Raw genomic sequence first — 25686 nt, 5'->3', positions numbered from 1 at the left:
CCCCGGAGCATGGGTTACTGAAGAGGTGCAGTTATGGGTTTGACTCACATCGTCGACCGGCGGCTGAACGGCAAGAACAAGAGTGCGGTGAACCGCGAGCGGTTCCTGCGCCGCTACCGCCAGCACATCAAGAAAGCCGTGGCCGACGCGGTCCAGCGACGCTCGATCACCGACATCGAACGGGGGGAGAGCGTCAGCATTCCTTCCCGCGACATCCAGGAACCGACCTTTCACCATGGCAAAGGTGGCCGCCGCGAGATGGTACACCCGGGCAATCAGGAGTTCGTTGCCGGTGACACCCTGCCCAAGCCCCAGAGCGGCGGTGCCGGACAGGGCGGAGGCCAGGCCAGCCCCGACGGCGAGGGCATGGACGAGTTCGCCTTCCAGATCACCCAGGAAGAATTTCTCGACTTCCTGTTCGACGACCTGGAACTGCCCAACCTGGCCCGCAAGAAACTCAAGGATACCGAAACGTTCAAGTACGTTCGGGCCGGCTACTCCACCCAGGGGGTGCCCGCCCGGCTCGATGTGGTGCGCTCCCTGCGTGGCGCCCACGCCCGCCGGCTGAGCCTGGGCGGCGCCCGCCGCCGCAAGATCCGCGAGCTGGAAGCCCAGTTGGCGGAGCTGAGAAGCGGTCCACCGGACCTGGATGCGGCGTTTCGTCACGAAGACCAGATCGAGGCCCTGGAAGCGGAGATCGCCCGCCTGAAGGCCAACGTCAAGCGTATCCCCTTCATCGACGAGATCGACCTGCGCTACCGCCAGCACCAGAAGCAGCCACAACCGGCCACCAGCGCAGTGATGTTCTGTCTGATGGACGTTTCCGGTTCCATGACCCAGATGCACAAGGACATCGCCAAGCGCTTCTTCATCCTGCTCTACCTGTTCCTGAAGAAGAACTACAAGAAGATCGATGTAGTGTTCATCCGCCACCACACCAGCGCCAAGGAGGTGGACGAAGAAGAGTTCTTCTACTCCCGCGAAACCGGCGGCACCATCGTTTCCAGCGCGCTGAAGCTGATGCAGAAAATCATCGACGCCCGCTATTCACCCGCGGAATGGAACATCTACGCCGCCCAGGCTTCGGACGGCGATAACTGGAACGACGACTCCCCCATCTGCGGCAAGCTGCTGAAGGATGGCATTCTCCCGCTGGTACAGTATTTCGCCTATGTCGAGATCACGCCCCAGGATCACCAGATGCTCTGGTACGAGTATGAAAAGATCATGGAGCAGGCCCCCAACAGCTTCGCCATGCAACAGATTGCCGACGCCAGTGAGATCTATCCGGTCTTTCGTCAGCTGTTCGAGAGGAAAGCCGCATGACCGACACCATCGACAAAGCGCCTGAGCGCCCGTCCGAGGAGGACGCGCGGAAACCCATTTCTACCGGCTCGGAGTGGAGCTTCGAGCAGATTGGCCGCTACGACGAGGAAATCGCCAAGTGCGCTGAGGAATTCGGCCTCGACACCTACCCCAACCAGATCGAGGTCATCAGCGCCGAACAGATGATGGACGCCTACAGCTCGGTGGGTATGCCGGTGGGCTACAACCACTGGTCGTTCGGCAAGCAGTTCCTCAACACCTCCAAAGGCTATCAGCGCGGGCAGATGGGGCTGGCCTACGAGATCGTGATCAACTCCAACCCCTGTATTGCCTACCTGATGGAGGAGAATACCCTGCCCATGCAGGCACTGGTGATCGCCCATGCCAGTTACGGCCACAACTCCTTCTTCAAGGGCAATTACCTGTTCCGGACCTGGACCGACGCCAGCGCCATCATCGATTATCTGGTGTTCGCCCGTCATTACGTCGCCGAGTGTGAGGAGCGCTATGGCGTTGATGCGGTGGAGGAGATCCTCGACTCCTGCCACGCGCTGATGAACTACGGCGTGGACCGATACAAACGCCCGGCCCCCATTTCCGCTTCCGAGGAGCAGCGGCGGCAGAAAGAGCGGGAAGAGTACCTGCAACGGCAGATCAACGATCTCTGGCGCACCATTCCCCGCGCTGGTGAGGACGACGGCGACAGCGAACGCCGCAAGCAGCGTTACCCGGAAGAACCCCAGGAGAACCTGCTGTACTTTATCGAGAAGAACGCACCGCTGCTGGAGACCTGGCAACGGGAGATCATTCGGATCGTGCGCAAGATCGCCCAGTACTTCTACCCCCAGCGCCAGACCCAGGTAATGAACGAAGGCTGGGCGTCGTTCTGGCACTACACCCTGCTGCACCGGCTGTATGAGAAAGGGCTGGTAACCGACGGCTTCATGATGGAGTTCCTCCAGAGCCACACCGCGGTCATCTACCAGCCGCCTTTCAACAGCCCCTGGTACAGCGGCATCAACCCCTACACGCTGGGCTTCTCGATCTACACCGACCTGCGTCGTATCTGCGAAACCCCCACCGATGAGGACCGGGAGTGGTTTCCCGACATCGCCGGCAGTAACTGGGTGGAAACGCTGCACTTCGCCATGAAGAACTTCAAGGATGAGAGTTTCATCCTGCAGTTCCTGTCCCCCAAGGTAATGCGCGACCTGAAACTGTTCTCGATTGAGGATGACGACCGTGAGGAGGTCTACCGGGTCACCGCCATCCACGATGAGATGGGCTACCGCAAACTGCGGGAGAAACTCGCACGTCAGTACAATCTGAGTTATCGCGAGCCCAACATCCAGGTCTGGAACGTCGACCTGAGAGGCGACCGCTCGCTGACCCTGCGGCATGTACCGGTGGATCGGGTGCCGCTGGGGGATGACACTGCCGAAGTGCTGCGGCACACTCACCGGCTATGGGGATTCGACGTCCATCTGGAGAGCGTCGATGACAGTACGGTGGTTCAGGAATTTCACTGTCCGCCGAAGAAACTCGACGACGAATAGACCGGCACCATGACCACAGCGGGCGCCTCCCGTTCTGACGCCATTCCACAGGTTCTCGCCGGCCCCATCCTGCGCCGGGTCAGCGAGCAGCGCCTGGCGCTCTGGGTTGCCGCCCGTGAGCCGGTACGGTGGCGCCTGAAACTGACCGTGGACGGCGATGACCAGCCACTGCTGGATCGCCCGCTGACAGACGCCGAGCACACCAAGCTGCGTTTCGGTGGCCAGTTGCGGGTGTACCTTCTCGATGTAGAACTGACGACCCCACTGCCCCGGGATCAGCTGATCCACTACAACCTCGGCCTTCAGGGCGATGGTGAAAACAGCCACCACTGGCACTGGATCGCCGAATGGGCGCCGCACCTGTGCTTGCCTGGGCACGACAGCCCCAATTTCATTCTGAAGCACCGCCTCGACCGGGTGTTTCACGGGTCCTGCCGACGGCCACACCATCCCGCCGGTGATGGCCTGGCCCGGGTTGACCTGGAACTGCAGAACAGCACTGCGGAACAACGTCCGGCGCTGCTGATGCTGACGGGCGATCAGATCTATGCCGACGACGTGGCCGGCCCTATGCTCCATGCCTGCCACGAAGTCATCCGCCGTCTCGAACTGCCCGTTGAACCGCTGCCGGCGGAGGAGCCCGCCGACAGCGAGGCGCTGCGTCTGCATCCCTACGGCTTCTACCACCGGGACGACCTACTGCCCCACAGCGAGTTCAACGAGGCGGTCACCGAGCGTTTTTTCGGCGGCGTCCGCAAACCCGTCTTCACCAGCGCCAGTGCCGGCAACCATCTGATCACCCTGGCCGAGGTGATGGCCATGTACCTGCTAGTCTGGTCCCCCAGGCCCTGGGAGCTGGTGGACGACCACATACCGGTCTCGCTGCCCCGGGAGCGGGACCGCTACCTGGAAGAGCGCCAAACCTTGCTGGCCTTTCGCCAGACCCTGCCCCAGGCCGCCAGGGCACTGGCTCACCTGCCCAGTTACATGATCTTCGACGACCACGACATCACCGACGACTGGAACCTGTCGGCACTGTGGGAATCGACGGCGTACGAGCATCCTTTTTCCCGCCGCATCATCGGCAACGCACTGGTGGGCTACCTGGTCAACCAGGCCTGGGGTAATACGCCTGAGCGTTTCGGTGAGCATCTCAAGACCCTCAACCAGCTGCTGGCCAACACCCGCGACGGCCGCCTGGACGCTGCCACGCTCGACCAGCTGATCGACGCTCTGCTGGCCAGCCAGCAGTGGCACTACACTCTGGACACCACCCCGCCGCTGGTGGTGCTGGACACCCGCACCCGCCGCTGGCGCAGCGAGGTGTCACGGGCCCGGCCTTCGGGACTGATGGACTGGGAGGCGCTGACCGAGTTCCAGCATGAGCTGATTGGCCGCGACTCGGTGATCGTGGTGTCTCCTGCGCCGGTGTTCGGGGTCAAACTGATCGAAGTGATTCAGGCGGTGTTCACCTGGTTTGGCCAGCCGCTGATGGTGGATGCGGAAAACTGGATGGCCCATCGCGGCGCGGCCAGTGTGCTGCTGAACATTTTCCGGCACTCCCGCACCCCCGCCAACTTCGTGCTGCTGTCCGGCGATGTACACTATTCCTTCGTCTACGACGTGCGGCTGCGCCACCGGCCGGATGCGCCGAGAATCTGGCAGATCACCAGCAGCGGGTTGAAGAACCAGTTTCCCGGTGCCCTGCTGGACTGGCTGGACCGCATCAACCGCTGGCTGTTTGCCAGCTGGTCGCCGCTGAACTGGTTCACCAAGCGCCGACGCATGCGCATACGACCGCGCTCCCCCCGGGGCCGCAGTCGGGGCGAACGGCTATGGAATGGCGCGGGCATCGGCGAGGTGTGCCTGGACGCCAGCGGCCAGCCCCGGCGCATACGCCAGCTCGGCGCCGACGGCCGCGACACCGAATTTGACGCACCAACAACCGACGCCAGGCAGCTCGGCCGCACCAGCCGCGAGTCAACCTAGCGCCAGCACCAGATCACCGAATGCAGGCCAGGCAGCCGGGCCGAAGGTTACCAGCAACAGTGTCGTCCCCATCACCAGCACCGGCAGGATGTAGCGGAAATTGCGCTGCCAGAAGCTGCCATGGAGACTTTCCCAGGAGGTTGGCATGCCCACCACCTGGCGGGTCAGCAGGTGGTTGAGGGCCACGGGCGGGGTCAGGTACCCCATCTCAAACGCCAGCACCGTCATCACCCAGAAATGCAGTGGATGAATGCCGTTGTCCAGGGCAATGGGTGCCAACGTGGCATTGACCAGCAGTACCGCGCCGTAGGGGTCCATGATCATGCCGATCAGCACCAGCATGGCCATCAGCAGCGCCAGGGTCAGCCACACCGACCCCAGGGTTTCAGGAAACAGCGCCAGCAACCCGGAGCGCTCCACCAAGCCACCGACACTGACCGACAGCGCCATCAGCATCAGCAGCGCACCAATCAACGCAGTGGAATCGTCGGTGGCCCGCAGCACCGCCTGACGAAAACCGACGGGCGGGGTCGGCGGCGTCTCGGTTGGCGGCACGGTGTCCGGGGCAGCGTCTGCTGACTCCGGGTCGGGCGCCTTCAGCCACCATCGTTCCATCGCCACAATCAACAACATGACCAGCGGCAGGATCGCCGGCGCGGAGAACTCGTCCAGTCCCCGCCCCAACAGCCATTCCCAGGCCAGCACCACCGCCGCGAATGCTGCCACATAAGGCAGCAACGGCACCAGCGCCCGCAACGTCCCGGGAATCGCCTGGGACAACGGCGCGATGCGCAGCGACGATCGACCGCCCAGGAACAGCACATACAGAGCGTACATCAGGGCGGTCAGCAGCAACACCCGGGCACCGGCGGAAAACAGTTCGTCGGTGGTGACGGTGTTGTTGAGGGTGGCCACGATCACCACCAGCAGACAGGGCCGCAGCATGGTGCCCATGGAACCGGAGATGGCGGTGGTGGCCAACGCCAGCTGTTCCGATGTGCCGGCACGACGCAGTTCCCGGTACAGCGTCATCCCCGCCGCCAGGATAAAGATACCGGAAGCCCCGCTGTAGGCCGTAGGCAGCGCCGTCAGCAACAGCACCACGACACCCAGCCACTTGGGCGGCAACTGCCAGGGCCGGACCAGGTCGAACACCTTGCGGGGCAGATGGGTACGGGCCAGCAGCATCCCCACCCAGACATACAGCCCCAGGCTGAGAAACAGCGCCGACAGCTCCGCCATCATGTTCAGGTACACCGCGATGCCATGGTAGAAGCCATGGCCGGCAAACTGCAGCGCCGCGCTCAGGCACATGATGCTGTAAAGCGGTACGCTGAGTAGCGCCCGCCCCCAGCCACCATGGGCCGGCAGGTCGGTGCGGGGCCGCCCCAGCTGCCACAGTGAGATCAGGGTCAGTACGCCAAACCCGACCACCCAGACATCGTGCATGAACAGGTGGGCGATCGGCATCCCGGCCGCGGCCTGGGCCAGTTCCTGATCGCGGTAGAGCCAGGCCGATCCCAACAGCAGCGAGTTGGCCACCAACTGGGCAACCGTCGCGACCCGGTCATCGCGCTGGCTCTCCACCGGCCTCAGGGCGATGTGCTGGCGCCGCAGGGTGGCGGCAGCGGCACAGAGCAGCAGCATCAGCCCCAGCAACACCCGCCGGTTGCCGGTCACCAGCACCACCGCCTGGGACAATCCCGCTTCCAGGGTGGCAAACACCCGTACCGCGGGAGTATCCAGCGACTGCAGCCGGTGCCAGCTGGCCCAGTCCCGCTGGCAGGCCTCTGCCTGGGTTGCCAGGGATTCACGGATGGCGCCGCGGTCCACCTGGCCACCGAACACATCGGCAAACGGGTCATCTGCCAACTCCTGGCGGTGGGCTGCGACCGCCCGTTCCACCGCCTGCTCCAGGTTCCGCTCCGGGTTGCAGGCCGGCTCTCCGACCTGATCAATGACCCGCAGGTTGAAATAGTCCGGCCAGGTGGCGCCACCAATCTCCAGCAGACGGGAATGCAGCGTCTCGCCGACGGACGCCAGCAGCGTCAGCACCAGAATCACCAGCATCGGTAATCCGGACAGCCAGCGGGAAACCCCCAGCACACCCGGACGGGCCAGGCTTTGCTCCAGTGAGGCCATGGTTACTCCACCGGATTGCTGCACTCTTGGCGACTGGCATCAGCCCGGCAGCGGATCTTGCGTTGCAGGGTCAGCATGTCGCCGCTGTAGTAGCCCTCGTCCCGCAGTTGAAGCCGGGCCTCCTGCATCATGCGCTCGTACTCCACCCGATCCGGCTCCGGAATGGAGATCCACCACCGCTCAGGTACCTTTTTCTCCTCTTCCGCCACCCGGGCGATAATCTGGTCAAAACCGTCGTAAAAGGCTTCGCGCACGAACTGGGCCAGTTCGTTGGGGATGATGTCCCGCCGACCGATCAGTTGCATGGTGATGTGAGTGAGCGGCAGATCGATGATGCCGCCGTCCGGCTCCATGCCCTTGTGCAGTTCCAGCACCTCATAACCCGCCAGCGGTGCCGCCAGTACGTCCACCACGCCGGTGTTGAACATATTGGGGGCATTGACGATGTCCGCCACCACCGGGGTGGCGCCAACGCCGGCGATCATCCGTGCCTGGGTCGGGTCGTAGTCCAGCACCACCACCCGTTTGCCGGACGCTTTGGCCAGGGTGTTGATGGAGCGGTCGTTGACAAAAACATGGGCCGCACCACCCGGGGCAACCCCCATCACCACGTAGTTGCCGCTGACCATCCGCTCGGCACTGCGGGGATCGGCCATCAGTTGCAGGGCCAGGCGGAGCTGTGAACGTTCCGGGAAACCACCAATGGAATCCAGGGTTCCGGTATAGCGATTGAACAGGCGGGCCCGCAGGCCACTCATCAGGGCAGCGTCGCAGGTGCCGGACTTGAGCTCCTCCACCATCACCGATTCGCTGGTGTACGGCACCATCTCGACGTTGATGCCGTACTGGATGATCTTGCTGCGCTGGTCCTGCGCGGCCGCAAATATCGGGCCGGAGCGACCAAAAATGTCCCAGATGCAGACCCGGTAAACCCGCTCCGGGTCCGGCTCCAGACCGGTCAGGGCCTGCATGGCTTCAACCCGCTCGGACAGCGGCAGGGATTGATCGTAAACCTGCTGCCGCAGTTGGGCATCGTTGGCCAGGGCAGGCAGGGTAAACAGCAGGCCGATGGCGAGCAGGCACCAGCGGCCCACACCTTGGGCAAGGGAGAATCGAACAGGCATGGTCGTCGTTCCCGGGATTTGTTGTTATACCTGAGAGCGCCCCTCGCGGGGCGCCGATGGACATCTCAGGTTACCAAGGCAATCCCGGGCTTCAGCCTGTCATTCAGGGCCAGCAGAAATGACCCACCTCTCACTGTGACACTTGGGACACTAGCCGGCGCCTTCCGCCTTCAATGGCTGCGACGATGTTGGCGAGGGAATGTAGCGTCGGCCGAAGCCCACCAGCACGAAGCCCACCAGGAACATCATCACGCTGTAGACCACGGCCGGAATCGACATCTCGCTGGATTCCAGCAACGTCAGGGTCACCATCAGCGCAATGGTGCCATTCTTGATGCCCAGCTCCACCGATACCGCCAGCGCCTCGCGTTGGGACAGCCCCACCAGGCGTGAGACCGCCAGCCCCAGGCCAACCCCCAGCGCATTGAGCATAAAGGCAGCCGGTCCGGCCTGGGCCAGCAGGTCCAGCAGGCGGTCGCGGGCATCCCACAGCAACGACACCACCAGAAACAGCAGCACCACGCCGCCGAAAATACTCACAATGCCCTCCACCCGCTGGGCCAGTGCGGGTGCCCGGGTGCGTACCACCATGCCAATGGTGACCGGCAGCAGCACGATGGCCACCAGCATGATAATGGTCTTGCCCACTGGCAACGCGATCTCGGCACCTTCGCCGTAATAGAGCTGCAGGGCGTAGTTGGTGAAATAGGGCAAGGACAGAATGGTGATCAGGCTGGCCGACACCGTCAGCAGGATAGACAGGGCGATGTGGCCGCGGGCCAATAGCACAAACAGGTTGGAGGTGGTCCCTCCCGGGCAGGCGGCGATGATGACCAGACCCACCGCCAGGGCTGGCCCCAGACCCAGCAGCTTGGCGATCATGAAAGCGATCAGCGGCATCATCACAATCTGCGCCAGGGTGCCGACAATCATACCCTTGGGGTTCAGGGTCACCTGCCGGAAATCCCGCAGGGTGAGGGTCATGCCAATCCCGATCATGATGATGAACAGGGAAATCGGCAAGCCGATCGATATCAATGGGCTTGACTCCACGCTAAGCCTCCTTCTGTTGTTATTGTTGGTGGCGCCGGGGTTACTCAGTCCAGGGTTCGCAGGTAGCCCTGCAGGTCCCGCGGACAGGTCACCGTTACCCGACCATAATCCAGCCTCAGCAGCCCACGCTGCTCAAAGCCTTTGATTACCTTGTGTACTCCCTGACGGGTCATCCCCATCATATTGGCAATGTGCTCGCGGGTCAGCCGAAACGTCACCGGCTGGGTGCCCGCCTCGCCTTCGCCCTGGATCTGGGCCAGGAACAGCAGCCGTCGACCTATGCGGGCATCCACACTGCGCAGGGCATCGTCCTCAATGATCGACATGGCTGCCCACAGCCGCCGACTCACCAGATCCAGCGCAACCGGATACGTCTGGGGATAGGCTTCCAGCAGCTGCCGAAAACCTTCTCCGGGCAACTCCACCAGTGTGGTGGCCTCATGGGCGGTAGCCCCATACACCCGGGGCATATCCGGCGAAAACACGGTATCGCCAAACCAGGCACCGGCATCAAAGATGATCAGCGTCGCCTCGCGCCCGGCGGCATTCACCGAACTGATGCGAACCGTCCCCTCGGCAATGACACACAGAGTCGACTGCATCGACCCTTTGGCGTAGATCGGCTCATCCATTCTGAAGCGGCGCAATCTGGACATCGCCGCGGCCTCTTCCAGCGCTGGTGGCGGCAACCCAGCCAACAACGGGCAGGTGCGCAGGATCGCAGTCAAGTCAGTCATCACAGCAGTCTAGGCCAATTGGATTTCATTGAATGTAAACCAGTTGACAGTGTTTTACCTGCCAATATGGCCATCTCTTCTGCCAAGACCATATCGGCGGCCATCGGCAGACTGTAAACAGGTTGACAGTTTTACCGCGGAACACCGGCCTACACTGGGGCTATCCGGTGGCTGATCGCCAGCCCCGCCAGATCGCCAACAACCACCGATAACCATCGACAACAACAACCAGAGAGAGAACAGAGCATGTCCGAACAACTGGCCATTCCCTCCAAGAAAGACCAGGTCAGCGCGGAAGAGTGGCAACTGCGGGTTGACCTCGCCGCCGCCTACCGGCTGATTGCGCTGTACGGCTGGGACGACCTGGTTTTCACCCACATCTCCGCCCGCATTCCCGGCGACGACCACCATTTCCTGATCAACCCCTACGGCATGATGTTTGATGAAATCACCGCCTCCAGCCTGGTGCGCGTGGATCAGGACGGCAACAAGCTGGACCCCGACGACTTCGACATCAACCCCGCCGGCTTCACCATCCACAGTGCCATTCACGCCGTTCGGGAGGACGTGGTCTGTGTGATGCACACCCACACCACCGAGGGTGTGGCGGTCTCGGCCCAGCAGCACGGCCTGCTGCCATTGTCACAGCAGAGCCTGTTCCCGCTATCGAACCTGGCCTATCACGACTACGAAGGGGTCGCCCTGCGGGAAGATGAGAAGGCCCGGCTGCAGGCCGATCTGGGCGGGAACAACTTCATGATCCTGCGCAATCACGGGCTGCTCACCACCGGCGGCAGCATTGCCGATGCCTTCCTCGGCATGTACATCCTGCAGAAAGCCTGTGAGGTACAGATCCGGGCCCTCGCCGGTAACCAGCCGCTGACGCCAATTCCGGACGGCATCGTCGACACCATCCGCCAACAGGCAGAACAGGTCACCCGCGGCATGGGTGGCAAACTGGCGTGGCCCGGGCTGCTGCGCAAACTGGACCGGATCAACGCCGGTTTCCGCGACTGAGCCAGGAGAATCAACCATGACCGACAGCAACGCCCCGCACGCCCGGTTCCACCACATGAAAGATGGCACTCCGGAAGACTGGCAGATCATCGCCCAGTCGTTCGGCCAATTCGCCCGTGGCCTGCCCGACCGAATCCTGGCACACCTGAAACTGCTCGAAGGCGACTTCGGCGGCTTTCCGGTGGACCGTCTGACCCATTGCCTGCAAACCGCAACCCTCGCCCACCGCGATGGCCAGGACGAGGAGTACGTGGTCTGTGCCCTGCTGCATGACATCGGCGACACCCTGGGCAGCTACAACCACGCCGACGTTGCCGCCGTGCTGCTGGAGCCATTCGTCAGCGAGGCCAACCACTGGATGATCAAGCACCACGCGATCTTCCAGGGTTACTACTTTTTCCATTACCTGGGCATGGACCGGGACATGCGCAACCAGTACCGGGATCACCCCCACTTCAAACGTACCATCGAGTTTGTCAGCAAATACGATTCCCCCGCGTTCGATCCCGACGGCGAGGTGCTGCCGCTGTCGTTCTTCGAGCCCATGGTTCAGCGGGTCTTCGCCAAGCCGGTACGCTCCCTGTACAAGGAAGCGGAAGACGCCATGGCCTGACGCAATTCAACGCGGGGAGGCGAGCCCCTCGTCTCCCTCCCCGCTTGTACGTATACTCAAACCTGCACACACGTACTACCCATAATTCCAAAGAGACCCAAAGCGGCTCACCAATAAATAACAAGCCCGCTTCCACGGAACCGGAAGCCCAGGCAACACGAGGACAAGACAAGAATGAAACGTTTGGGAACACTGGACGCCTCCTGGCTGGCGGTGGAGTCAGACGACACCCCCATGCACGTAGGCACGCTGCAGATTTTTTCACTGCCCGAGAACGCCCCCGACACCTTCCTGCGGGACATGGTCCAACGCATGAAGACCGCCCGCGAAGTCGCCAGCCCCTGGTGCTACAAGCTCGCTTTTCCCGGTAACCTCGGCCGTGTTATCGCCCCGGCCTGGAGCGTCGATGAAGAGATCGACCTGGATTACCACGTCCGCCACTCCGCCCTGCCCAAGCCCGGCAGCGAACGGGAGCTGGGCATCCTGGTGTCGCGACTGCACTCCAATCATCTGGATTTCCACCGCCCGCTGTGGGAATGCCATATCATCGAAGGGCTGGAGAACAACCGCTTTGCGCTGTACACCAAGATGCACCATTCGATGATCGATGGCATCAGCGGGGTTCGGCTGATGCAGCGGGTGCTGTCCACCAATCCCGACGAAACCAACATGCTGCCACCGTGGGCGGTCCGCCCCGAGCAGCGCCGTGCCAGCAAGACCGATCGCGAGGCCTCGGTGGCCGGCGCTGTGTCCCAGGCCCGGGACGCCCTGAAGCTGCAGGCCGATATGGCACCGCGACTGTGGGGCGCCATGTCCCGTCTGGTGCAATCCGCCCGCCATCCGGAGGATGGCCTCACCGCGCCCTTTACCGGCCCGGTCTCGCCGCTGAACCACCGGGTCACAGCCCAACGCCGGCTGGCCACCCAACACTACCGGCTGGCCCGCCTGCGGCACCTGGCGAAGCTGTCCCACAGTTCGATGAACGACATTGTGCTGTACCTCTGCGGCACCGCCCTGCGCCGATTCCTGCTGGACCAGCACGAACTGCCGGACAGTCCGTTGACCGCCGGTATCCCGGTCAATATCCGGCCTGCCGACGACGAGGGCACCGGCACCCAGATCAGCTTCATGATCGCTTCGCTGGCCACCGACGAAGCCGACCCGCTGGCACGGCTGGAGCAGATCCGCGAGTCCACCCGACGCGCCAAGGAACACCTGCAGAAACTGCCCCGCAAGGCCCTGACCCAATACACCATGATGCTGATGTCGCCCTATATCCTGCAGCTGATGTCCGGCATGGGCGGGCGCATGCGACCGGTGTTCAACGTCACCATTTCCAACGTGCCCGGCCCCAGCCGTACGCTCTACTACGAGGGTGCGAAACTCGAGGCCATGTACCCGGTGTCGCTGATCGCCCACGGCGGCGCCCTGAACATCACCTGTCTGAGCTACGACGGCTCCCTCAACTTCGGCTTTACCGGTTGTCGGGATACCCTGCCGAGTATGCAGCGGCTGGCGGTCTACACCGGAGAGGCTCTGGATGAACTGGAGCGGCTGCTGGAACCTGCGGCAGAGCAGCAGCCAAGCGACAAGCCAGCACGCAAACCAAGGGCCCACAAACCGGCGACCGGCAACCGGAGCAAGACCGCCAACGCCCGCAAGCCAGGCACGGCGACCGAAGAGTAGCTGGCAGAGCAGCCAGAAGAATAACGACGAGGAAGAACGCCGAAACGTCGGTGCGAATCGCTCTGGAGGGCAGACCGGTCAGTCGCCGGTCTGCCAGTGCGCCGCCCCGACAAAGATCAACTGCAGATAGCGGGTGGTGCGCTGACGGATCTGGTCGATCTGGTAGTCATCATCCGCTGACACGCTGATCAGGTCCGTCAGGCTGAACGCCACCGTGCGGACCACCAGATCGCAGGTCAGGTCCAGGTCAGCATCGTTGAGGTGATCCACCAACCTCAGCCGGCGCAGGTCATTGGCCAGCTCGCTGGCAAAGAAACGCAGCTCGCTGCGAATGCCCTCCTGCACGGCCCGGCTCTCCCCCGCCAGCCCCTGGGCCATGAACACGAAGAAACTGCGGTTGTCCTGAACGTGGCGGATAAAGATCGCCACCGACTCCGCCATCAGCTTTTCCGCCTGCAGTACATTGGCGCGGGCATCCCGCATCATCCGCCGCAGCACCAGCCCCAACTCGTCCACCAGTTGCAGCCCCAGGTCATCCATGTTGCGGAAGTGACGGTAGAACGACGTAGGCACCACCCCGGCCTGCCGGGTCACCTCCCGAATCCCCAGACTGGCAAAATGGCGGCCCTTACCCACCAGGGTCAGCGCGGCTTCCATCAGTTTGTCCCGGGTCTCTCCAGGTTTGCGGCGTTTGCGTTCGGTCATAACAGTCCGTGGCGTTCAGTAAGGCAAACAAGTGTACACAAAACTGCCTGTAAGGCGACAGATAGCATGTCATTTCAGGCCTTTGCTGAAGCAGGCACTTCACTGAAACCTCAGAAAGCACGGATAAACCCACGAATACATTTTGAAAATCATAAAGATAGCGTTACCTACCGGCCTGCCATTGGGCTGATTGACAGCCGTCAAAGCACTTGTGTACATTCGTTCACATCAAGTGAACAACTGTACACATGGAGGGAGAAACCATGCTGTCACTTCTGGAAAACAACGGCGCGCTGCGCTGGCTGGGCAAGCAGCTTTTCAATCGGGAAGACCCGGCTGCCTTCTTTGACCCGCTGCTGGCGTCCATTGACCCGATGCTGGTACGCCAGTACGTTCCGGCCAGGGTCGTCGACATTATTGACGAAACCGCCGACACCCGGACTTTTGTCCTGCAACCCGCACCCCGCTGGCAGGGCTTCGCCGCCGGCCAGCATGTGAACATCTGTATCGACATTGATGGTGTTCGCCACAATCGTACCTTCAGCCTGTCGTGCTCGCCCCGGCAGTGGCAACAGCACGGCACCGTCACCCTGACCATCAAGCGCCTGCCCGGTGGCCGCGTTACCAACTGGATGCACGATCAACTGACCATCGGCACCACCCTGGGTCTGGGGGAGGCCTTCGGCGAGTTCCTGGCACCGGAGCTGCCGGAGCCGTTGCTGTTCATCGCCGGTGGCAGCGGCATCACCCCGGTACTGAGTCTGCTGGAAACCCTCGCGGCTGACGACTTCCGAGCACCGGTCACCCTGCTCTACTTCGTCCGCACCCAGGCCGACGTGATTGGCGCCGAACGGCTGTACGCCCTGCGCCAGCGCTGGCCGGCCTTCACCCTCACCGTGGTGGCCACGGATGAGGGCCGCACGCCCCAGTACCTCAGCGACAGCCACCTGGACGCCGTGCCTGGCCTCAGTGCCCGCCGCTGTTACCTCTGTGGCCCCCAGGGGCTGATGGATCTGGCCGGCGACCTGCTTTACCACCGGGGCATCGACGAGCACCGCATTCACAGCACTTTTTTTTCAGCACCCAAGGCCGCCCTGCCAGACGACGACCTGGGCGGCGATGTGCGCTTTGAACGAAGCAACGTCAGCGTGGAAGCCAGCGGCGACGTGGCCCTGCTGGAGATCGCTGAAGCCGCCAGGCTGTCGCCCAAGTACGGCTGCCGCATGGGCATCTGTCACCAGTGCAGCTGCCGCAAAACCAGCGGCACCGTGATCAACCGGCTGACGGGCAAAGCGTCCGGCCCCGGCGAGGAAAGCATTCAGCTTTGCGTCTCGGTGCCCCAGGGCCCGGTCACGGTGGACCTGTAATCGCCACAACGACATTGCGCACAAGAACAACAGACCGGCCCACGCAGGCCGGTCAAGGAGACCAGACATGCAAAAGATGAACGAAGCCCAACTGAAAGAACTGGAACAGGATCTGGATGCCATCCGCAACGACGTGCTGGCGGATCTGGGGGAACGGGATGCCAGGTACATCCGCAAGGTGGTGCGCCTGCACCGGACACTGGAGGTCGGCGGTCGGGTTCTGATGCCCTTCGGTTTTATCCCCCCGGTGTTTGCCGCCGCCACCCTGGCCCTGGGCCTGTCGAAAATCATCGAGAACATGGAGATTGGCCACAATGTCATGCACGGCCAGTACGACTGGATGAACGACCCGTCGCTGAACTCCCAGACCTACGAATGGGATACCGTCTGCACCAGCGACTCCTGGCGCCGCACCCACAACTACGAGCACCACACCTACACCAACATCATCGGCAAGGACCGGGACTACGGCTACGCGGTGTTACGGCTGAGCGATGACGTCAAATGGCATCCGGGCCATTTGCTGCAGTTCATCAACTACATCCTGCTGACGGTGCTGTTTCAGTGGGGAGTTGGGGTGCATGAGCTGGAGAGTGAACGCATTCGCCGTCGTGAGATCAGCCTGAAATCCAAACTGCCGTTCCTTCGCGATTTCTTCCGCAAGGGCGGACGCCAGGCCTTCAAGGATTACGTGTTCTTCCCGTTACTGACGTTCCCGGTAGCCCCCATCGTGCTGGCCGGCAACATCGGCGCGAACCTGATCCGCAACCTGTGGTCATCCACCGTCATCTTCTGCGGCCATTTCACCCAGGACGCCGAGACCTTCACCGAAGAGGAATGCGTGGGCGAAAGCAAGGGCCACTGGTACCTGCGCCAGTTGACTGGCTCCAGCAACTTCACCGGCGGCAATTGGGTCCACCTGCTCAGCGGCCACCTCAGCTACCAGATCGAGCACCACGTGTTCCCCGACATCCCCGCCCACCGTTACCGGGAAATGTCGCCCAGAGTCCAGGCGGTGTGCGAAAAACACGGCATCTGCTACAACACCGACACCTTCGCCCGCCAGTACTGGACGGTACTTAAACGCATCGGCCGCTTCTCCCTACCCGACCGCGTCCGCCGCAGATTCGAAGCCCAGCCGGCGTAACCAGCAACGCGCCAAACAGTGCGTCAGAAGTAGTGCATCAGAAGTAAAGAGGGGACAGCCGTGGTTGTCTCCTCTTTCTGGATGCAGAGAGGCTAGAGCGTGTGACTGCCCAATGGCAGCGAATAAACAGCGCGTTCAGACGCGGAAAGTGTTTCCTTGATCCAAACGTTGTAGACAAACAGATTCCGCTTCACGATCTCGGCGATCTCCTCCGCAGGGATCAGTTCCCGGTCGGTCAGGATACGGATGGATTCGAAATCACACTCCTTCGCCCCGGTCTCAGATGCCCAACGCCTCAAGCTATCCACACACTCTGCCAACACCTCATCATCGTAGTGCGCGATGAGCGCGGTAATCAGTGAATAACGCCAGTCCTGATCGCAGCGGTTTGCCAGCGCCAGCACTCGCTGCACCTCAGCCTTGCCCAGAGCCAGAAAGTACTGATAGATCGGCGCTGCCACCGGCCAGTTGGGATCACAGGTCCAGGACAGCAGGTGGTCCAGACAGGTCTGATTCTCTGGGTAGCCCAAGGCTATGATTTTATTGACTGACTCCAGGTCAGATTTACTCGAAATCTGAAGGTGCATCATGAATCTCCATTTCAAAAGCACAGGCCATCCCAAGCAGCTCGTTACAGCTAGCCGTCACAGATTGCCTGATTTCCTCATCTCCGGTAATGAAAAGGATGTCTAGTTAGACCGAACTTAATAGGAAGGCCGCGACAGCAGGTAAGTTGCCAGACAGAGGAAAAACACCCCCAGTCCCACCAGCAACCACACGGGCGAGCCGGTGAAGAAGAGTATCGACCAACTGATGGTCAGCATCACGCAGGCCAGCACCTTGCCCCGGAGGGGGACCACGCCGCGCTCCCGCCAGTTGCTGATGATGGGACCGTAGGTCTGGTGATTGAGCAGCCAGGCCTCGAACTCGGGCGAACTCCGGCCCGCCGCCCAGGCGGCAATCAGCACGAACACCGTGGTGGGCATCAGCGGCAACACCACCCCGACCACAGCCAGCGCTACGGAGACATAAGCCAACAACCGGTAACCGCCCTTTCCGATGGACAACTTCACTGACTCACCCATTGAACTGAAGCCTCCAGTGTACCGCAAAGCCAACGCTATGCACCGCCGACCATTGTCGCGTCCCGTTGACTTGCGACAGGTAAAGCCGGGGGCTGTTTTCAGTGTAGTGGATTGGTTAGGGTTAGGGAGCTTCAGATTGACCGACAACAAGAATGAATAAAAGGGGTTACTACGGCAGGGGTATTAATCCCGCCCGCCGGTTTTGCGATACTGTTACTGAACCGCAGCCCCACAAGCACAGGGAACCACCATGCCCCAGGCGCCACTGACCGACCGTTTCGGTCGCACCGTCAACTACGTCCGACTCTCGGTGACCGACCGTTGCGACTTCCGTTGCGTCTACTGCATGGCCGAGGACATGACCTTCCTGCCTCGTCAGCAGGTGCTCACTCTGGAAGAGATCGCCCGCCTGGCCCGGACGTTTGTCAGCCTTGGCACCGAGAAAATCCGCCTCACCGGAGGCGAGCCGCTGGTGCGCAAGGACATTCTCGAACTGGTCCGGGACATTGGCCAGCTCGGGCTGCGGGACTTCGCCATGACCACCAACGGTAACCAGCTCGACCGGCTGGCGCAGCCCCTCCGGCAGGCAGGGCTGAAACGCCTGAACATCAGCCTGGATTCCCTTGATCCGGAGCGGTTTCGCGCCATCACCCGAACCGGCCGGTTGCCCCAGGTGCTGACGGGCATCGACGCGGCCCGGGAAGCCGGTTTTGACGGCATCAAACTCAACGTGGTGGTGATGAAGGGGCGCAATGACGATGAGATTCCCGAGCTGATCGAGTTCGCCCGCCGCAAGGCCATCGATATTAGCTTCATCGAGGAAATGCCGCTGGGGACCATCACCGAACACCATCGCGGTGAAAGCCTGTGCACCAGCGAAGAGGTGCGCACCATCATCCGCCAACGCCACGAACTGGTGCCCACCACGGCAGACAGCGGCGGCCCGGCCCGTTACTACCGGATGCCCGACAGCGACATCCGGGTCGGCTTCATCTCACCCCATTCCCACAACTTCTGCGCTACCTGCAACCGCGTGAGGGTAACCGTGGAAGGCCGGCTGCTGCTGTGTCTGGGTAATGAGCACTCGGTGGACCTCCGCCGGGTACTGCGCGCCAACCCCATCGACGACGACCGGCTGCGGGACGCCATCATCCAGGCCATGGACCTGAAACCCGAACGCCACCACTTCTCCAGCGACGGTGATGTGCAGATTCTCCGTTTTATGAACATGACCGGGGGCTGAGCCCTCACGCCCTCACAACGCCAACTGCGCTATGTAGTTACCGAAGCGGCCTCGGCGATGGCTTAGCCGTCACGCCAAAAACGGCTATGATGATGCCAGGGCCCGTACTGTTTCCGGGCACCCAACCACTCCAGCCGGCATGGACGATGTAGCCTGATGAACAAGCCCGACGTCCTCATCGTAGAGGACAGCGCCCCAATCATCCGAATCCACAGCCACCTGGTCCGTCGGGCCGGATTCACCCCAACGGTGGCCAAGACCCTGGCCGAGGCCAAGGCTCTGGAGGATCGGCTGGGGGAATTCTTCTGCGCGATCATCGACTACAACCTCCCGGACGCCCCCAACGGTGAAGCCATCGACTATCTGCTGGGCCAGGAAGTCCCCGGGGTGGTCATGACCGGCCGTATCGACGACGATACCCGCGCTGCCATCTGGAAGCTGCCGGTCATTGATTACATCACCAAGGAAAGCCGGCAGTCCTTTACCTACCTGGAACAGCTGCTGATCAAGCTGCGGGAAAACCAGGACATCAAGGTGCTGATCGTCGACGATTCGGTGAACTCCCGCATGCACCTGATCCGCCTGCTGCGGCGCCAGAACTACGAAGTGCTGTCGGCACGAACCGGTATCGAGGCGCTTAAACAGCTGTCGGACCACCCCGACATCAAGCTGATCATTACCGACAAGGAGATGCCGGAAATGGACGGCATCAAGCTGTGCAACGAGGTACGCTCCCAGTACTCGAAGGATGAAATCAGCATCGTGGGCGTATCCGGCGTCGACAACCCGTCCCTGACTGCCAAGTTCATCAAGAACGGCGCCAACGACTTTCTCAAGAAGCCCTTCTGCCCGGAAGAATTCTATTGCCGGGTGACCCAGAACATCGAATACATTGAGAACATCGAAACCATCCGTCGCCAGGCTCACACCGATGCCCTGACCGGCCTCTACAATCGCCGCTACTTCTTCCAGCAACTGGCCCCGGTACTGGCCAACCGCCATGAGCAGGGCGAGCCATCAACCCTGGCCATGCTGGATATTGACCTTTTCAAGAACATCAATGACAGCTTCGGCCACCAGACCGGTGACGACATCCTCCAGGCCACGGCGAGCATGCTGCAGCAGCACTTCGGTGAGGACGGCCTCTGCGCCCGCTTTGGTGGCGAAGAGTTCTGCCTGTTCCTGGACCAGCTCGACCAGACCGAAGCCGAAGCCCGGCTCGAGCAGTTCCGCTGCAGCCTGGAAGACATGAACCTTGGAGAAGACGGCCAGGACATCCGCTGCACCATCAGCATCGGCCTCGCCCATGGCTGCGAGCCGTCACTGGATGCGCTCATCAACCAGGCCGACCACCGGCTGTACCAGGCCAAATCGGCCGGCCGCAATCGCATCGTCGCCGATGCTTCTTACGCCTGAACGCGCTTTACATCGATCAAGGCACTCCCGCGTTGCCGCGGTAGTCTGGGGACACTGGATCAGCATCGTAGCCGATCGCTGATCACACTGTTCATCGGCCTGTTGAGGTGTTCATGACCGAGCCCACGTTCTACCAGCCCCAGGGCAACGAAATCGCGCTGTTCGAAGGGGCCTGCCAGCACCAGCTACCGGTGCTCATCAAGGGACCCACCGGCTGCGGCAAGACCCGCTTTGTTCGCCACATGGCCGAACGCCTCAACCGGCCGTTGTACACCGTTGCCTGTCACGACGACCTCACCGCCGCCGATCTGGTCGGGCGGCACCTGATCGGACCGGAGGGCACCTACTGGCAGGATGGCCCCCTGACCCGAGCGGTACGTGAAGGTGGTATCTGCTATCTGGACGAGGTCGTGGAAGCCCGCAAAGACACCACCGTGGTGCTCCACCCCCTGGCTGACGATCGCCGGGAGCTGGCGCTGGAACGCACCGGAGAATGCCTGCAGGCAGCGCCAGGCTTCATGCTCGTGGTCTCCTACAACCCCGGCTACCAGAGCCTGATCAAAGGCATGAAACCCAGCACCCGGCAGCGCTTCGTGTCCCTACGCTTCGACTACCCCGAGGCGGCGGTGGAAACCACCATTGTGCAACGGGAATCCGGTTGTGATCCGGATCTGGCGCAGTTACTGGTGCGCCTGGCCAATGCCCTGCGCAACCTGAAAGACCACGACCTGGAGGAAGCCGCCTCTACCCGCCTGCTCATCTACACCGCCCAACTCATCGGTGCAGGCCTGCCCACCCTGGACGCCTGCCGCGCCGCCCTGGCGGAACCACTCAGTGATGACGACGCCACGGTGGCAGCCCTGATGGACGTGGCCCGGGCAGTGTTTGGAGGGGATTGAAAGCTTGCCGCTGACCCTGGAAACCATCGAAATTGATTCCACTGCTGGTCCTTATAGGGAGATGATCTGCTTTCCAATTTCTTTAGCAAACCCACCCACTCTGACCCTGGCAACATCAGATCCGTCATAGTCTACAGAAGCGGTGATCACTGACGTGCAGTTCATTGCCCTGCCCTGCTCGAACGTAAAGCACCCCGAACGCCCACCGTTAAGGTGCCTGGATAGATAACAGGCCAGCGCGCCACTGGCACTTCCCGTTGCAGACTCTTCCGGGATACCAAACAGTGGAGCGAAGTTACGGCAACTCGCTGTCACACTGCCGCTCTCCTCGCACAGCTCAAAAGCATGGAGACTCACAAGACCGTGGTCTTTACAGAAATCGCTGAGCAAGCGTTCGTTGACCTGAAGCCTGTCAAGATAGCCCTGTGGCACGGGCACAATCATGTCGGGCAACCCGGTTGATATTACTTCCACCGGTAACTGCGTCGACGCCAGAGAGGCCGCTTCAACGCCAATAAGCCCAGATACCGCCTCATACTCAAATACGCCAAGGCATTCAGGCAGCTTTTGCGCCATCACCACATGCCCATTCGCGCCTACAGTCACCGCAAGTAACCCCGCCTTGGTCCGTTGAACATAATCGCCTTCGGTCACCACACCTTCCCTGTACATGGTTGAAAATGCGGCTAACGTAGCGTGGCCACAGAAATCCACTTCCCCGGTGACGGTAAAGAACGACAACGCAAAATCGGCTTCATCCTCCTCGGCCACAAACGCGGTTTCAGAGTACCCGACAGCCTGCGCTATCTTTAGTTTCTCTTCGTTGGACAGATTGTCCGCATGCAGCACAACGCCTGCCGGGTTGCCACCGGTTTCATTGGCAGTGAAGGCATTCACCAGAAATACTTCGACGTTTTTCAATGTCAGTTGCTCCAGGATTGGTCTGTCGGATCTTGATGCAGCGCCGCTAAGGGCGCCCTGACCCATAGTCCCAGACCCGGGTGGATTGTTGCGCACGTTTCAGAAAGCCAGTTGCAACTGACCCAGGGCGGGCTGCCTAGCCAGACGGCCCTCATCGTCGTTGGCCTTACGCCAGAGTAATCGACAGCCCTGAAAGCCAGGCCAGCTGAGCCCCGTAGCTCAACCGTTGGTGGATGCCCGGATTCCCCTTTTCCTTAAAGGCTTTGGCCAGCGTAGCCATAAACAGGACCGTACATAGCAGACAGGCCACCGTGAAGGCCTTGAACGGAAGTGGAAGCCCATCATCAAACAGGCTGAGTGCTGGCGCGATCAGCAGGGAGAACAGCATGACAAATCCCGCCCAGGAGTGAACCTTGCAGGAAAACGTGGGGGTTTCGGTGTACGGATCGGCATCCATCGGGAAGTAACCGGCGACCCATGTGCCAAGGCCGTGCATCACGATCAGAACACCGACAACAATCATGATCGTTGAGGAGCTGTCGCTGGTCATCACATACACACCAAACAACGAGAACAGTACGCCGAGCGGGTAGTTGTTGATAAGAGGCGAGAACTTTTCCGTTGGGCTGCCAGCAGCGCCGAGTTCACTGCAGAACTGTTTGGCATGGCTGTACCCCTCATACCTGAGACCTGCGACGAACACACCGAGCACGAGCCATACAGACGCCAGAACACCAGAGTAGGCGACAACTTGCGACAACATCGATTTCCTTCCTTCTTGGAAAACCGTTTCGGGGGGAAGTTAGGGAGCCGACAGTTAGTCCCCAATTATCAGCTGGTTACTGTAACGTGAGTCGGCCTGTCCGACCAGATCTGATCACACAGGGAAGGAAGCCAGATGTACCCGCGGTAAAAAACGCCTACCAACCACCAGCCACGATCACGGCCAGCACCACCATCGGAGCCCAGGCCTGGACGGCCCAGCGCCAGTGACGGGGCGCATGACGCAGTTCCATGAAGCGATCCACCACCAGCCAGGCCTTGATCAGAATCATCGCCAGTACCAGGGGCAGTAAGCCCTGAAGGCCCGCATTGGCCAGCAGCACCGGCAGCGCCGTGCACACGATCAGGGTCATCAGAGTGAGGATCATGGTGTCTCCTTGTCGGTCTGGCGCTAAGCAACCACATAAAGCAGCGGAAACAGGGCCAGCCACACCAGGTCCACCATGTGCCAGTAGCAGGCGCCCGATTCCATGGCGTTGGTGTCGCGGTCATCCTGCCACGGTCGGCGAGCCTTGCGGGCCAGCGCCAGCAGCACGCCCTGCCCCACCACCACATGCAGGAAGTGAAAGAAGGTAAGGAAGAAATAGAACATGAAAAAGGTGTCTGACCCCAGGTGGTAACCGGCCCCATAGAGCTGGCCGTACTCCCGGAGTTTGCCCAGGGTGTATGCCAGCGACACCAGCAGTGCCAGCCAGAGTCTCACCGCTGTGCCGTCACGGCCCAGCCGGTACCCGACGGTGGCCGTGGCCACCAGGTAGCTGGCGACAATCAGCGACAGGGTACTGGCCAGCCCCACCCCCGGGTGGAGTTCAGCCCGCCCTGCTGCGAAGGTGGCCGGATCGAACGCTCGTGCCACGGCAAAGCCAACGAACAACAGTGCGAACACCGCCAGCTCGGCGAGAATCAGCAACCACACCGCCAGGTCGCCGGGCAGGTAGCGCGGTCTGGTCATGACACCAGGCTCATGTACAGCAACGGCAGCCGGGCAGGCAGTTGCGCCGGGTCTCGGATCACCACGTAGCCGTTGCTACCGAACAGGTACGGCAGGTATTCGTTGGCCTCGGCGTCGATGGTGACGCAGAACGGAACCACCCCGGCCTGGCGGGCCTCCTGCACCGCCTTGCGGGTATCTTCGGCGCCGTAACGCCCCTCGTAGATATCCAGGTCGTTGGGTTTGCCGTCACTGAGCAGCAATAACAGCCGCTGGTGCTCCGGCCGGGCCATCAGCACCCGGGTGGCCTGGCGAATGGCCGCCCCCATGCGGGTGTAGTAGCCCGGCGCCAGCGCCTGAATACGGGCACGACAGCGGGTATCAAAACGCTCGCCAAATCCCTTGATGTGATGGAAGCGCACCTCGTTGCGCCTCCGGGAGGAAAAACCGCACAGGGCGAACGGGTCCTGGCTGGCGTGCAACGCCTCACCCAGCAACAACAGCCCGTCCTGGATGATGTCGATCACCCGCTGGCGATCGTTGATGTGGCTGTCGGTGGAAAGCGACAGGTCCGCCAGCACCAGGCAGGCCAGGTCCCGCTGGTTGGGTCGGCATTGGCGATAGAGACCGGGATCGGTGGCCACCGCCCCCCGTCGCTGCTCGATGCGCTGCTCCAGGCAGGCATCCAGATCCAGCTCCTCACCGTCGGTCTGGCGACGTAGCCACTGGCGCTGGGGCTTCAGGGCACGAAACTGGCGCTGCAGCCGCCGTGCCGTCGCCCGCAGGTGAGCTGGCAGGATGCCATCAGCATCCGCTTCCGGGGCCTGGCTGAGCACCGGCTTCAGGCAGCAGTGGCGTTCGCGGTATTGCTGCGCGCGCCAGTCCCATTCCGGCAACAGAATGCCCGGCCCCAGGGTCAGGTCGTCCTGCTCCTCGGCGGGCAGGTCGAGATCGAACTTGATGCTGGCGGAGACCTGGCTGCGGTCCCGGGAGACCGAGATCACATCCAGGTCATTGGCCACCTTAGCGGCGTCCTCTTCCTCGGTGTCGTCACCGGCACGATCCACCGGCACGAACTCGGTCCAGGAGAACAGGCTTTCCAGGCGGAAGATCATCAGCCCGTTGTCGCGATCAAACGCCTCCACCCGCTCCGCCTGTTTGCGTTTGTGGCGGCGGCGCTGACCACCGCTGTGGTTGCCAGGGTCATCGTTGTCACCGCTGCTGTGGCCGTTCGCCGCTGGCAGACCCTGGGCCGGATACAGCCACAACGGCACCGGCCAGGGGTCCACCGTGCAGTCAGGCTGCCGGGGCACGCTGCCCGGGCTCAGCAGTGCGGTCTGTATCGCAGTCTCCAGCGACCGCTCCGGCCCGGCCATGCTTTCCGGCGTCGGGCGAGTCGCCACGCAGGCCCGGGCCAGGCGGGCATAGCACTTTGCCAGGCCTGGCCAGCTTGCCAGAACCCGGGTCACCGCCTGTTGGTTCGCCACCAGCCAGTCTCCGGCTGACAGCGGTCCACAGGCGGCCATGGCGGCCAGCCAGAGATAGAGATCACGGTTCAGGGATGCCTTGGGAAAGGCTGCAATCGTTTCCGGCAATCTCACACTCTGCTGGTCCCGCCAGGCCAACTCGAAACGGCGATGGGTGCCTGCCATGCGCTGCAGCCATCGCCGTCGTATCTTCAGGGGTCGGGCTTCCGCCGCCACCAGGCTCAGCCCCGGGTCGCCGCCAAGGGCACGGAACAGGATACCCAGCCCCCGCGCTTCGTCCTCAAGGCGCACCGCGGCAGCCGGGTACTGGGCCAGTGCCTGGCGTGTTACGTACTGGTGCCATTTGAAGCCAACCCACTCTTCCATTGCGATCTAGTCCACTGTTGCGTCAGGGTCCGTCAGATGCGGGCATGTCCCTGGGTGAGACCAGGTCCTGGCAGTGCTGTCAGCAACTGCCGA

The 25686-nt window shown here is 61.9% G+C and carries 23 protein-coding genes; 11 read left to right on the top strand and 12 right to left on the bottom strand.

The genetic code is table 11. The features are described 5' to 3' along the window. Nucleotides 1–39: 39 nt before the first annotated feature. Genes J2887_RS04620 through J2887_RS04610 form a run of 3 tightly spaced genes read left to right on the top strand, consistent with a single transcriptional unit; the run spans nucleotide 40 to nucleotide 4871 of the window. Nucleotides 40–1326, top strand: coding sequence for a YeaH/YhbH family protein (locus tag J2887_RS04620; RefSeq protein ID WP_228752860.1), 1287 nt, complete (start codon nucleotides 40–42; stop codon nucleotides 1324–1326). Further along, a complete protein-coding gene (locus tag J2887_RS04615) occupies nucleotides 1323–2882 on the top strand; it encodes a SpoVR family protein (RefSeq protein ID WP_227174442.1) in 1560 nt (519 codons plus the stop codon). Before J2887_RS04620 ends, J2887_RS04615 begins: the two co-directional genes overlap by 4 nt. 9 nt (nucleotides 2883–2891) lie before the next feature. Beyond that, entirely contained in the window at nucleotides 2892–4871 is a 1980-nt protein-coding gene (locus tag J2887_RS04610; protein WP_227174440.1) for an alkaline phosphatase D family protein, read from the top strand. Here the strand turns inward: J2887_RS04610 and J2887_RS04605 are convergent. From J2887_RS04605 to J2887_RS04590, 4 genes are all read right to left on the bottom strand, one after another. Next, nucleotides 4863–7013, bottom strand: coding sequence for a TRAP transporter large permease subunit (locus J2887_RS04605; protein WP_227174438.1), 2151 nt, complete (start codon nucleotides 7011–7013; stop codon nucleotides 4863–4865). The genes J2887_RS04610 and J2887_RS04605 overlap by 9 nt on opposite strands. A gap of 2 nt (nucleotides 7014–7015) precedes the next feature. After that, nucleotides 7016–8137 (bottom strand): putative solute-binding protein, encoded by a 1122-nt coding sequence (locus J2887_RS04600; RefSeq protein WP_227174436.1) that lies wholly within the window; start codon nucleotides 8135–8137, stop codon nucleotides 7016–7018. Nucleotides 8138–8287: 150 nt separating this feature from the next. Beyond that, nucleotides 8288–9190, bottom strand: a complete 903-nt coding sequence (locus tag J2887_RS04595; protein ID WP_227174434.1) for a bile acid:sodium symporter family protein — start codon at nucleotides 9188–9190, stop codon at nucleotides 8288–8290. 44 nt (nucleotides 9191–9234) lie between these two features. Beyond that, entirely contained in the window at nucleotides 9235–9927 is a 693-nt protein-coding gene (locus tag J2887_RS04590; RefSeq protein ID WP_227174432.1) for a Crp/Fnr family transcriptional regulator, read from the bottom strand. 246 nt (nucleotides 9928–10173) lie between these two features. Here J2887_RS04590 and J2887_RS04585 point away from each other — a divergent pair, with 246 nt between their 5' ends. The 3 genes from J2887_RS04585 to J2887_RS04575 all read left to right on the top strand — a co-directional run bounded on the left by J2887_RS04585 (nucleotide 10174) and on the right by J2887_RS04575 (nucleotide 13243). Beyond that, the gene (locus J2887_RS04585; protein ID WP_227174430.1) at nucleotides 10174–10944 is read left to right on the top strand and encodes a class II aldolase/adducin family protein; all 771 of its coding nucleotides are present in this window, start codon (nucleotides 10174–10176) and stop codon (nucleotides 10942–10944) included. Nucleotides 10945–10960: 16 nt separating this feature from the next. Next, nucleotides 10961–11557: an HD domain-containing protein gene (locus J2887_RS04580; protein ID WP_227174428.1), complete on the top strand. Its 597-nt coding sequence runs from the start codon at nucleotides 10961–10963 to the stop codon at nucleotides 11555–11557. A 174-nt stretch (nucleotides 11558–11731) separates the two neighbouring features. After that, nucleotides 11732–13243: a WS/DGAT/MGAT family O-acyltransferase gene (locus J2887_RS04575; RefSeq protein WP_227174427.1), complete on the top strand. Its 1512-nt coding sequence runs from the start codon at nucleotides 11732–11734 to the stop codon at nucleotides 13241–13243. Between the two features lie 78 nt (nucleotides 13244–13321). Here the strand turns inward: J2887_RS04575 and J2887_RS04570 are convergent, their stop codons facing one another. Further along, entirely contained in the window at nucleotides 13322–13948 is a 627-nt protein-coding gene (locus J2887_RS04570) for a TetR family transcriptional regulator (RefSeq protein ID WP_227174425.1), read from the bottom strand. Nucleotides 13949–14211: 263 nt separating this feature from the next. On the opposite strand from J2887_RS04570, the gene J2887_RS04565 reads away from it, so the two are divergent. Further along, nucleotides 14212–15315 (top strand): ferredoxin reductase, encoded by a 1104-nt coding sequence (locus J2887_RS04565; RefSeq protein ID WP_227174424.1) that lies wholly within the window; start codon nucleotides 14212–14214, stop codon nucleotides 15313–15315. 67 nt (nucleotides 15316–15382) lie between these two features. After that, entirely contained in the window at nucleotides 15383–16462 is a 1080-nt protein-coding gene (locus tag J2887_RS04560; RefSeq protein ID WP_227174423.1) for a fatty acid desaturase family protein, read from the top strand. Nucleotides 16463–16554: 92 nt separating this feature from the next. Here the strand turns inward: J2887_RS04560 and J2887_RS04555 are convergent, their stop codons facing one another. After that, nucleotides 16555–17052, bottom strand: coding sequence for a DUF5071 domain-containing protein (locus J2887_RS04555; protein WP_227174422.1), 498 nt, complete (start codon nucleotides 17050–17052; stop codon nucleotides 16555–16557). Between the two features lie 114 nt (nucleotides 17053–17166). Beyond that, a complete protein-coding gene (locus J2887_RS04550) occupies nucleotides 17167–17535 on the bottom strand; it encodes a YbaN family protein (RefSeq protein ID WP_324197250.1) in 369 nt (122 codons plus the stop codon). Nucleotides 17536–17797: 262 nt separating this feature from the next. Here J2887_RS04550 and moaA point away from each other — a divergent pair, with 262 nt between their 5' ends. From moaA to J2887_RS04535, 3 genes are all read left to right on the top strand, one after another. After that, nucleotides 17798–18790, top strand: coding sequence for a GTP 3',8-cyclase MoaA (moaA, locus tag J2887_RS04545; protein WP_227174421.1), 993 nt, complete (start codon nucleotides 17798–17800; stop codon nucleotides 18788–18790). 156 nt (nucleotides 18791–18946) lie between these two features. Next, nucleotides 18947–20206, top strand: coding sequence for a diguanylate cyclase domain-containing protein (locus tag J2887_RS04540; RefSeq protein ID WP_227174420.1), 1260 nt, complete (start codon nucleotides 18947–18949; stop codon nucleotides 20204–20206). Nucleotides 20207–20319: 113 nt separating this feature from the next. Further along, complete coding sequence (locus J2887_RS04535; protein WP_227174412.1) at nucleotides 20320–21105, top strand: CbbQ/NirQ/NorQ/GpvN family protein; 786 nt, start codon at nucleotides 20320–20322, stop codon at nucleotides 21103–21105. Nucleotides 21106–21156: 51 nt separating this feature from the next. On the opposite strand, the gene J2887_RS04530 is transcribed toward J2887_RS04535, so the two are convergent. From J2887_RS04530 to J2887_RS04510, 5 genes are all read right to left on the bottom strand, one after another. Beyond that, nucleotides 21157–22026 (bottom strand): PhzF family phenazine biosynthesis protein, encoded by an 870-nt coding sequence (locus tag J2887_RS04530; RefSeq protein ID WP_227174411.1) that lies wholly within the window; start codon nucleotides 22024–22026, stop codon nucleotides 21157–21159. Nucleotides 22027–22192: 166 nt separating this feature from the next. Beyond that, nucleotides 22193–22789 (bottom strand): DUF998 domain-containing protein, encoded by a 597-nt coding sequence (locus J2887_RS04525; RefSeq protein WP_227174409.1) that lies wholly within the window; start codon nucleotides 22787–22789, stop codon nucleotides 22193–22195. Between the two features lie 157 nt (nucleotides 22790–22946). Then, nucleotides 22947–23177, bottom strand: a complete 231-nt coding sequence (locus J2887_RS04520) for a cytochrome C oxidase subunit IV family protein (protein ID WP_227174407.1) — start codon at nucleotides 23175–23177, stop codon at nucleotides 22947–22949. A 23-nt stretch (nucleotides 23178–23200) separates the two neighbouring features. Then, nucleotides 23201–23761 carry a cytochrome c oxidase subunit 3 gene (locus J2887_RS04515; protein WP_227174405.1) on the bottom strand — a complete coding sequence of 187 codons (561 nt, stop codon included), beginning with the start codon at nucleotides 23759–23761 and terminating at the stop codon, nucleotides 23201–23203. Next, nucleotides 23758–25593 (bottom strand): nitric oxide reductase activation protein NorD, encoded by a 1836-nt coding sequence (locus J2887_RS04510; RefSeq protein WP_227174403.1) that lies wholly within the window; start codon nucleotides 25591–25593, stop codon nucleotides 23758–23760. Before J2887_RS04510 ends, J2887_RS04515 begins: the two co-directional genes overlap by 4 nt. Between the last annotated feature and the right edge of the window lie 93 nt (nucleotides 25594–25686).

Source organism: Marinobacter sp. CA1, from assembly GCF_020546665.1.
GTDB classification, from domain to species: domain Bacteria; phylum Pseudomonadota; class Gammaproteobacteria; order Pseudomonadales; family Oleiphilaceae; genus Marinobacter; species Marinobacter xestospongiae.
The sequence above is the reverse complement of the archived record's forward strand: the minus strand, read 5'-3'. Positions and strand labels throughout refer to the sequence as shown.